General features: G+C 66.7%; 9 protein-coding genes. 4 read left to right on the forward strand and 5 right to left on the reverse strand.

Annotated features, from left to right (window positions below; translation table 11 throughout):
* Positions 1 to 126: 126 nt before the first annotated feature.
* Entirely contained in the window at positions 127 to 885 is a 759-nt protein-coding gene (locus tag ACTHLF_RS07035; RefSeq protein ID WP_440326063.1) for a TlyA family RNA methyltransferase, read from the reverse strand.
* A gap of 168 nt (positions 886 to 1,053) precedes the next feature.
* On the opposite strand from ACTHLF_RS07035, the gene kbl reads away from it, so the two are divergent.
* Complete coding sequence (kbl, locus tag ACTHLF_RS07040; RefSeq protein ID WP_440326065.1) at positions 1,054 to 2,253, forward strand: glycine C-acetyltransferase; 1,200 nt, start codon at positions 1,054 to 1,056, stop codon at positions 2,251 to 2,253.
* Positions 2,254 to 2,357: 104 nt separating this feature from the next.
* Here the strand turns inward: kbl and ACTHLF_RS07045 are convergent, their stop codons facing one another.
* From ACTHLF_RS07045 to ACTHLF_RS07060, 4 genes are all read right to left on the reverse strand, one after another.
* Positions 2,358 to 3,092, reverse strand: coding sequence for a pseudouridine synthase (locus tag ACTHLF_RS07045; protein ID WP_440326067.1), 735 nt, complete (start codon positions 3,090 to 3,092; stop codon positions 2,358 to 2,360).
* 77 nt (positions 3,093 to 3,169) lie between these two features.
* Positions 3,170 to 3,883 carry a C40 family peptidase gene (locus tag ACTHLF_RS07050; RefSeq protein ID WP_440326069.1) on the reverse strand — a complete coding sequence of 238 codons (714 nt, stop codon included), beginning with the start codon at positions 3,881 to 3,883 and terminating at the stop codon, positions 3,170 to 3,172.
* A 266-nt stretch (positions 3,884 to 4,149) separates the two neighbouring features.
* The gene (locus ACTHLF_RS07055) at positions 4,150 to 4,854 is read right to left on the reverse strand and encodes a YggS family pyridoxal phosphate-dependent enzyme (RefSeq protein ID WP_440326071.1); all 705 of its coding nucleotides are present in this window, start codon (positions 4,852 to 4,854) and stop codon (positions 4,150 to 4,152) included.
* Positions 4,851 to 6,293: a M20 family metallopeptidase gene (locus ACTHLF_RS07060; RefSeq protein ID WP_440326073.1), complete on the reverse strand. Its 1,443-nt coding sequence runs from the start codon at positions 6,291 to 6,293 to the stop codon at positions 4,851 to 4,853. The genes ACTHLF_RS07055 and ACTHLF_RS07060 overlap by 4 nt, the downstream gene beginning before the upstream one ends.
* Positions 6,294 to 6,463: 170 nt before the next feature.
* Here ACTHLF_RS07060 and ACTHLF_RS07065 point away from each other — a divergent pair, with 170 nt between their 5' ends.
* The 3 genes from ACTHLF_RS07065 to ACTHLF_RS07075 all read left to right on the forward strand — a co-directional run bounded on the left by ACTHLF_RS07065 (position 6,464) and on the right by ACTHLF_RS07075 (position 7,921).
* On the forward strand, positions 6,464 to 6,799 hold the full coding sequence (locus ACTHLF_RS07065) for a ComEA family DNA-binding protein (protein ID WP_440326075.1): 336 nt from the start codon (positions 6,464 to 6,466) through the stop codon (positions 6,797 to 6,799).
* 112 nt (positions 6,800 to 6,911) lie between these two features.
* On the forward strand, positions 6,912 to 7,361 hold the full coding sequence (locus tag ACTHLF_RS07070) for an SET domain-containing protein-lysine N-methyltransferase (RefSeq protein ID WP_440326077.1): 450 nt from the start codon (positions 6,912 to 6,914) through the stop codon (positions 7,359 to 7,361).
* Positions 7,362 to 7,378: 17 nt separating this feature from the next.
* The gene (locus ACTHLF_RS07075) at positions 7,379 to 7,921 is read left to right on the forward strand and encodes a GNAT family N-acetyltransferase (RefSeq protein WP_440326079.1); all 543 of its coding nucleotides are present in this window, start codon (positions 7,379 to 7,381) and stop codon (positions 7,919 to 7,921) included.
* The last annotated feature ends 503 nt before the right edge of the window (positions 7,922 to 8,424 follow it).

An 8,424-nucleotide genomic window follows, 5' to 3' on the forward strand; every position in this document is an offset into this window, starting at 1 on the left:
CGTGCTTGGCCGCCTCCGCGCGGGAGAAGCGCAGCTCGACCCCCGAGCGCTCCGCCGCCTCGATCAGCGCACGCACGGCGGGCGCCGTCTGATGCGTGCGGCGGTGGGTGAGCACGGAGACGCGCTTCACCATGCCTCGACGGCCGCCTCCTCGCCGGTGGCCGCGACCCACAGGAACGTCTCGCGGTTGCCCGCCGGCCCGGGCAGGCCGGCCGGCGCCGATCCCCGCACGACCGCGCCCAGGGACCGGGCGCACTCCGCCACGCCCGCCACGGCCGAGCGCCGCAGCTCCGGGTCGCGCACCACGCCGCCCTTGCCCAGCCGCTCGCGCCCGACCTCGAACTGCGGCTTGACCATCGCCAGGCAGTCGAACTCGTCCGCGGCGAGCGCCACCACGGCCGGCAGGACCTTCGTGAGGGAGATGAACGAGACGTCGATCACGATCAGGGAGGGCGCGTAGGGCAGCTCGGAGATCGACCGCGCGTTCGTGCGCTCGATCACGGTGACCCGGGAATCCTGCCGCAAGCGGTAGTCGAGCTCGCCGTAGGCCACGTCGAGCGCGATCACGCGCGCGGCGCCGCGCTGCAGCAGGCAGTCGGTGAAGCCGCCGGTGGCGGCGCCGACGTCGAGTGCCCGGCGACCGGCGACGTCCACCCCGACGGCGTCGAGCGCGTTCGCGAGCTTGATCCCGCCCCGCGAGACGAACGGCGGCGGGCCGGTGACCTCGATCTCGACGTCCTCGGCGACGGGCTGCCCGGGCTTGGCCGCGCGCTCGCGGCCGGGCCCGATCCGCACGTCCCCGGCAAGTACCGCGGCGGCGGCCCGGGAGCGCGAGGAGTACAGCCCGCGCTGCGCCAGCAGGGTGTCCAGGCGAACGCGGGGCACGGAGTCCCGAACGGTACTGGGTGATCCGCCTCACAGTCTGCGAGATGCAGGGAGATCACCCTCAGGGACATGAGCACCACACGCCGTCTCTCCCTCCCCGCGCACGGCGCGCTCCCACAGCGTGTCCGCGCGGTAGAATCGGGATTTCCCCGTCCCGGAATACGCCCCATGTCCTATCCCGCCCAGGAACGCCTCGCCGCCGAGCTCGCCTCCATCCGTGAGCAGGGCCTGTTCAAGGCCGAGCGCATCATCGTGTCGCCCCAGTCCGCCGAGATCGAACTCGAGGGTGGCCGCAAGGTGCTCAACTTCTGCGCGAACAACTACCTGGGCCTGGCCGACCACCCCGAGGTGATCGCCGCGGCCAAGGAAGCCCTGGACACCCACGGCTTCGGCATGGCCAGCGTGCGCTTCATCTGCGGTACGCAGGACCTGCACAAGGAGCTCGAGGCGAAGATCGCCAGCTTCTTCGGCACCGAGGACACCATTCTTTACGCTGCCTGCTTCGATGCCAACGGCGGCCTGTTCGAGCCGCTGCTCGGCGAAGAAGACGCGATCATTTCCGATGCGCTGAACCACGCCTCGATCATTGATGGCATCCGCCTGTGCAAGGCAAAGCGCTTCCGTTACAACAACTGCGACATGGCCGACCTGGAAGCGCAGCTGCAGGCTGCGGACGCCGCCGGTGCGCGCACCAAGCTGATCACGACCGACGGTGCCTTCTCGATGGACGGCTTCATCGCGCCGCTCGATGAGATCACCGCGCTGGCGAAGAAGTACAACGCGCTGGTCCACATCGACGAGTGCCATTGCACCGGCTTCCTCGGCGACACCGGCCGCGGTTCGGCCGAGTACCACGGCGTGCTCGACAAGATCGATATCTTCACCGGCACGCTCGGCAAGGCCCTGGGTGGTGCGCTCGGCGGCTTCACCACCGGCCGCAAGGAAGTCATCGAGATGCTCCGCCAGCGCTCGCGCCCGTACCTGTTCAGCAACTCGCTGCCGCCGCACGTGGTGGCCGCGGGCAGCAAGGTGTTCGACATGCTCGCCGCGGCGGGCGACCTGCGCGACAAGGTGAAGGCAAACACCGCGTACTTCCGCGAGAAGATGGCCGAAGCCGGCTTCGATATCCGCCCGGGCGTGCACCCGATCGTCCCGGTGATGATTTACGACGCGAAGCAGGCCCAGGCGATGGCCGCGGAACTGCTCGAGGAAGGCATCTACGTCACGGGCTTCTTCTTCCCGGTGGTGCCCAAGGACAAGGCGCGCATCCGCACGCAGATGAGCGCCGCACACACGCGCGAGCACCTGGACAAGGCCATTGCCGCATTCACCAAGGTCGGTAAGAAGCTGGGTGTCCTCAAAGCCTGATCAACCGACTGTCGTAGGAGCCCACCCTGTGGGCGACGCCGGTGGCGGTACCGCCACAGGGCGTGTCGCGGCGGGACGAAAGATGTCGCCCACAGGGTGGGCTCCTACGATGGGCGCTTGCGCAGCGTGGTTACTTCACTGGCAGTGAGGTGCCGCCACTTGCCCTTCGGCAATTCACCGAGCGGCAGGTCGCCGATCGCCACGCGCACCAGGCGCTGCACCTCGAAGCCCAGCACCTGCATCAACCGGCGGATATGCCGGTTGCGCCCCTCATCCAGCGTCACCTCGAGCCACGCATTCTTTTCGCCATGGCGAAGCAGGGTCGCGGCACCGGCCCGAAGCGGCTCACCTTCGTCCACGACACCCTCGAGCATCGCGGCGATGGTCGCGTCGTCCGGACGTCCGGTTACCTGTACGTGATAGGTCTTCGGCACGTGCGTGGCCGGATCGGTGATGCCTGCAGCCCACACCGTATCGTTGGAAAGAAGCAGCAGGCCTTCGCTAGCCTTGTCCAGGCGGCCCACCGGGCCGAGCCACGGCAGCCCCGCGCCTTCCAGTAGCGAATAGACGGTATCGCGGCCGCGCTCGTCCGAGGCGGACACCACGATGCCGCGCGGCTTGTTCATCACGACGTAGACCGGCGCGGCGGCCTCGGCACCCCCGCCATCCACGTCGATGCGCTCGTGCCCGCGAATGGGAAACTCGGGATCGCGAACGACCCGCCCATCCACGCGCACCCTGCCCTCGCGCGCGAGCTTCTCGCCCTGGCTGCGTGAACAGATACCGCGCTTGGATAGGACGCGTGCGAGACCGATGGTGGGGGTGTGGGACCGGGGCATCCGGCTAGATTAACGCGCGGCAAAAAAAAACGGCATGCCGTGGCATGCCGTTTCGGAAAAGTCGTTGAAGGGACCCGTCAGATCTTGGCGATACCTTCGGGACGCTTGGCGCCCGCGAAGTGCTTGGACCAGTACGCCTCGTTGAGGCTATCCACGCGCACCGTCTTGCCAGCCGACGGGGAGTGGATGAACTGGCCGTTATCAATGTAGATGCCCACGTGCGAGATGGCCTTGCCGCGGGTGCGGAAGAAGACCAGGTCGCCCGTCTTCATTTCGGTGCGCTTGACCGACAGCCCCGCGAGGAACTGGCTGGCCGAGTTGGTGGGCAGGTCGAGGCCGATGCTCTTGGCGAACACGTAGCGGACGAAGCCGCTGCAATCGAAGCCGGCGGTCGGGGTACGGCCACCGCGGTGGTAACGGATGTCACGGAGCTTCATCGCGAACGAGAGGAGCGCTTCGCGGGCGTGGCCATCGACGTGGCCGGCTAGCTTGGCGGTGGCGGCGGCGACGAGGCTGTCGTCGTCATCGTCGCTGTCGACCGCATCGGCTTCCTGCGCGTCCTGGGCCGAAGCAACAGTGGCGGCAGCAGCCTTGGGCGTGAAGGTCGAAGCGTCCGGGATGATGGACTGCGCCAGGCCGTTGGCCGGGGCGAAGACCGGAAGATCGGTGAGGAGCAGCGTCGCGGACTGGTCAAGGCCTTGTGGAGCCTGGACGGTGTCGGCGATGGCAGGTGTAACGGCGGCGATACAGCAGGTAGCTAACGCGAGAGCGGTCAGTCGCTTGAATTGCATGAGCGAGAAGGCCTGATCATCGTGGAGTTAAGCCGCCGTTTAAGTGAGACGACCGTGAACGAGTGGTGAAGTTAGCAAACCCCATTACCCCTGTTGTTGGCATAAAGTTAAAAACGGCCATTCCTAGGAATAATTCCGAAATTCCGTAATAAATAACGCGGAATCGCTCACAATCCTGAACAGATTTAGGCACTTGCTTCACGTATGTGAGCACTTACGGGTCGCCTCCCGGCGATCCCATTGCCGTTTTCCATTAACTGAACTGGTCAGTGCTTGTAATTCCGTGCACCGAAAATCGAGCTGCCAATTCGCACTTCGGTGCTGCCTTCGGCGATGGCGAGGGCATAGTCGCCGCTCATGCCCATGGACAGGCGTTCGAGCGGATGGCCCGCTTCTTGCGCCCTGTTCCGGCACTGATACAGCGCGCGGAAGTTGGCCCGGACCACGCCCTCGTCCTCGCTGTGCTCCGCGATCGTCATCAACCCGCGCACGCGTAGCGAGTGGAAAGCCTTGAGCTGGTCGAGGAAAGGCAGGAGCTCGTCGGGCGGCAGGCCGGTCTTCGTGTCCTCCGGCGAGGTCTTCACCTGGACCAGCACGTCGATGGCCCGCCCCGGCGCCTGCAGGGCCTTGTCCAGCGCGACCGCCAGGTCCAGCCGATCCAGCGACTGCACCTCGCTGGCCATGGCAGCCACGGTCTTCGCCTTGTTGGTCTGCAGGTGGCCGATCACGACCCAGTCCAGCCCAAGCGCCGCCAGTTCAGCGGCCTTCGCCTGGATCTCCTGCACCTTGTTCTCGCCGAAGCGGCGCAGCCCGAGGCCGGCCGCTTCAGCCACCACATCGGCGCCGAAGGTCTTGCTGACGGGCAGCAAGGTGACCTCGGCCGGGTCGCGGCCCGCCGCATGGCAGGCCGCGTCGATCCCCGCCCGCACGGCCGCCAGCCGGCCAGCCAGCGTGGCGAGGTCACCGGTCATGCCTTGCTGGCTTCCTGGAAGTGACGGGCGACCACGCTGGCGACGACCATGCTGACCCGCTTGCCGGTCGGGATATGCAGGAACTCATTCGGGCCGTGCGCGTTCGAATGCGGGCCGAGCACACCGGTGATCAGGAACTGCGCCTGCGGGAACTTCTCGCCCAGCATGCCCATGAACGGGATGCTGCCACCCTCGCCCATGTAGGCGGCCGGCTGGCCGAAGTAGTCCCGCGAGGCCTGGGCCACGGTCTCCTCGAGCCATGCCGACAGGGCGGGAGCATTCCAGCCGCTGCCATCCTTCTCGAGGGCGAAGGTGACCTTCGCGCCGTACGGCGGATCCTTCTCGAGCAGCTGCTTGAGGAACTTGCCCGCCTCGGCGCCGTTAAGCGTCGGCGGGACGCGCAGACTCAGCTTCACCGAGGTCTTCGGGCGAAGCACGTTGCCTGCGCTCTCGAGCGGCGGCATGCCGCCCACGCCGGTGACCGACAACTGCGGGCGCCAGGTGCGGTTGAGCACCAGTTCCGTGAGGTCATCTGTGGTCGGCTGCATGCCTTCGACGAACGGGAACTTGTCGTAGATGGCCGTGCCGAGCACGTCGGCCGACTTGCGTGCCTGCGCCTTGCGCTGTTCCGGGATCTCGACGTAGAGCTCCTTCGGAAGGATCTTGCCGGTCTCCTGGTCTTCCAGGCGGCTCAGCAGGTCACGCAGGATGCGGAAGCTGGACGGCACCACGCCCGAGGCATCGCCCGAGTGCACACCCTCTTCCAGCACCTGCACGGTCAGGTTGCCGCCGGTCATGCCGCGCAAAGAGGTGGTGAGCCAGAGCTGGTCGTAGTTGCCGCAGCCCGAATCCAGGCAGACGACGAGGGCCGGGTTGCCGATGCGGTCGGCGAGGTGATCCACGTAGTACGGCAGGTCGTAGCTGCCCGACTCCTCGCAGGCTTCGATCATGATCACGCAACGCGCGTGCGGCACGCCCTGTTCGCGGAGCGCAAGCAGCGCGGCGAGCGAACCGAAGATCGCGTAGCCGTCATCCGCGCCACCACGGCCGTAGAGCTTGTCGCCCTTCAGCACCGGGGTCCACGGGCCGAGGTCGTCCGCCCAGCCGGTCATTTCCGGCTGCTTGTCGAGGTGGCCATAGAGCACGACGGTTTCATCCGTACCCTTGCCGCTGACGCCCTGTGCGGGCACATCGATGTAGATCAGCGGGGTGCGGCCCTCAAGGCGCACCACCTCGAGGCTGGCGCCCTCGAGCGCCGGCAGCTTCGAACGCGCCCAGTCCTCCATCAGCTTGACCGCCTGGTCCATGTAGCCGTGCTCGCGCCACTGCGCGTCGAACATCGGCGATTTGTTCGGAATGCGGATGTATTCGATCAGCTGCGGGACGATTTCCTGGTCCCAGAGGCCGCTGACGAAGGAGTTAATGCGGGAGGTATCCATGGCTCGCCTTTCCAGATGGGGCAAAGACCGATTGTAACAGCGCGTAGGCGTACGCCTTCACAACGACTCCGAAGATGCTCACACGCCGCCTCGTTCGGCGCCGCTGAGCACGGCAAGCGCCCCACGGCACAGTGCCGTTGCGCCATCCGGCGCCCAGCCAAGGAACCTCCATGCCCATGCGCCACCTGCTCTTCGTCGCGGCCCTTTTCGCTGCCCCGGCGTTCGCCTCCGCACCCGTCAACATCAATACCGCCGATGCCACCACCCTCGCCCAGTCGCTCGACGGCGTCGGCCTCGCCAAGGCCCAGGCCATCGTGGCCTGGCGCGACGCGAATGGCCCTTTCACCTCGGCCGACCAGCTCGCCGAGGTGAAAGGCATCGGCAGCTCGCTCGTCGACCGCAACCGGGATGCCATCCAGCTCGACGCCGGCAAGGCCACGGCGAAGTCGCGCCCGGCCAAGCCCGCCAAGGCCAGGAAGGCCGCCGTAGCGGACGACGAAGGCTGAGCCACGGGGCCGCCGTCACCGGCGGCCCTTCCACTCCACGCCCAACGCGCTACACTCGCGCCCCATGCCAGGCCGGGGGGCCGTGGCACGGAACTGGGGCAAAGAAGATCCAATGATCCTTCCGCGTTACCGCATCGCCGAGTCGACCATCCAGGGGGCCGGCAAGGGCCTTTTTGTCGACGAATTCGTGGCCGCGGGCCGCGTCGTCACGGCGCCCGACACCATCGATCGCACCTATCCGTGGGCCGAGATCCAGGCCTCTCCTGACCTGTTCGCCGCCGCCCGCTGGTTCGAGGACCGCTACACGCTGTCCCCGGACTGGCCGGACGAGTGCTACGTGAACCATAGCTTCCGCCCGACCGGCCTCTGGCACCTCGGATTTATATTTGCCGCCAAGGATTTGCCGCAAGGCACTGAAATCACTGTGGATTACCGCCACCTACTCGCGCCAGGCCAGGTTGAGGACTTTGCCGACAGCGAAACTGGTGAGAAAATAACCGGCTTGTCCTGGCAGGAAAGCCTCCGCGTGAGCACTCACGCTTTGGCCACCCTGCTCGGTTGAATCTTCTGGTCACTTCGATGGCAACTGCAGATATCCCCGTCCTGGAAACACCGCGCCTGCGGCTCACCGCGCTTACCGAACGCCACTTCGACGACTACGCCAACATGCTGGCGGATGCCGACAGCACGCGTTGGATCGGCGACGGCCAGCCCCTCGATCGCATGAATGCCTGGCGTTCCATGGCCATGCTGCTCGGCCACTGGGCCCTGCGCGGGTGTGGCATGTGGGCGATTGAACTGAAGGACACGGGCGAGTTCATCGGCCGTGCGGGCCTGATGAAGCCGGAAGGCTGGCCCGACCTGGAACTCGGCTGGATGTTGAAGCCGGAGCATCGCCACCACGGTTACGCGACGGAGGCGGGCTCGGCGATCCTGGATTTCGCTTGGAACCAGATGCACGCGCAGCGCGTGATCAGTCTCGTGCGCATCGGTAACGAGGCGTCGGATCACGTGGCCGAGCGCCTTGGCGGCGAGCACATCGACAACATCGATTTCCTCGGCGGCGCAACGCATCTCTTCGCGTACTACCCGCCGCACCGAGAAGTCCGCCGCGCCAGCTGAGCGCGACGCCTTCGGAATAGAAAAAGCCGCGATTGCTCGCGGCTTTTTTTGTGCCTGCGAGGGGGCTCGCCTTCGGCTTCGCGGTTGCTCGGCTTCGCCATCGCTTCTAGCGCTCGGACGCGCTGAGGGTGTTGTTGGGAAGGCCTAGCCTTCGTAGGAGGCCACCCTGTGGCCGACAGCTTTCGCCTCGACCGGCATGACCCTGCGGCGCTTTCGCGAATGTTGGCGCGCGCACGCGCGCTCCCACACGGCCACCGCCGCCCGGCCGCCATTCCCCTGTGGGTGCGCGCTTGCGCGCGATGGCCTACAGGGCGATGAAGCCGTGCCCCGCCGTCGAAGCAGCGTTGGCTCTCCCACCACTAAACCCCAGTGTGTCCGAGAGCCCTTGGCGCCCACCCTCGAGGCGAGTTCCGCAGGCGAGGCGGCTGGGCGGGAACAGCCCGTCAGGGGGCCGGCCATGGAGGGCCGGCCGTTTGAAATCGAGCCATGGATGGCGAGTTTCA

Source organism: Luteibacter sp. (assembly GCF_051958795.1).
GTDB lineage: Bacteria > Pseudomonadota > Gammaproteobacteria > Xanthomonadales > Rhodanobacteraceae > Luteibacter.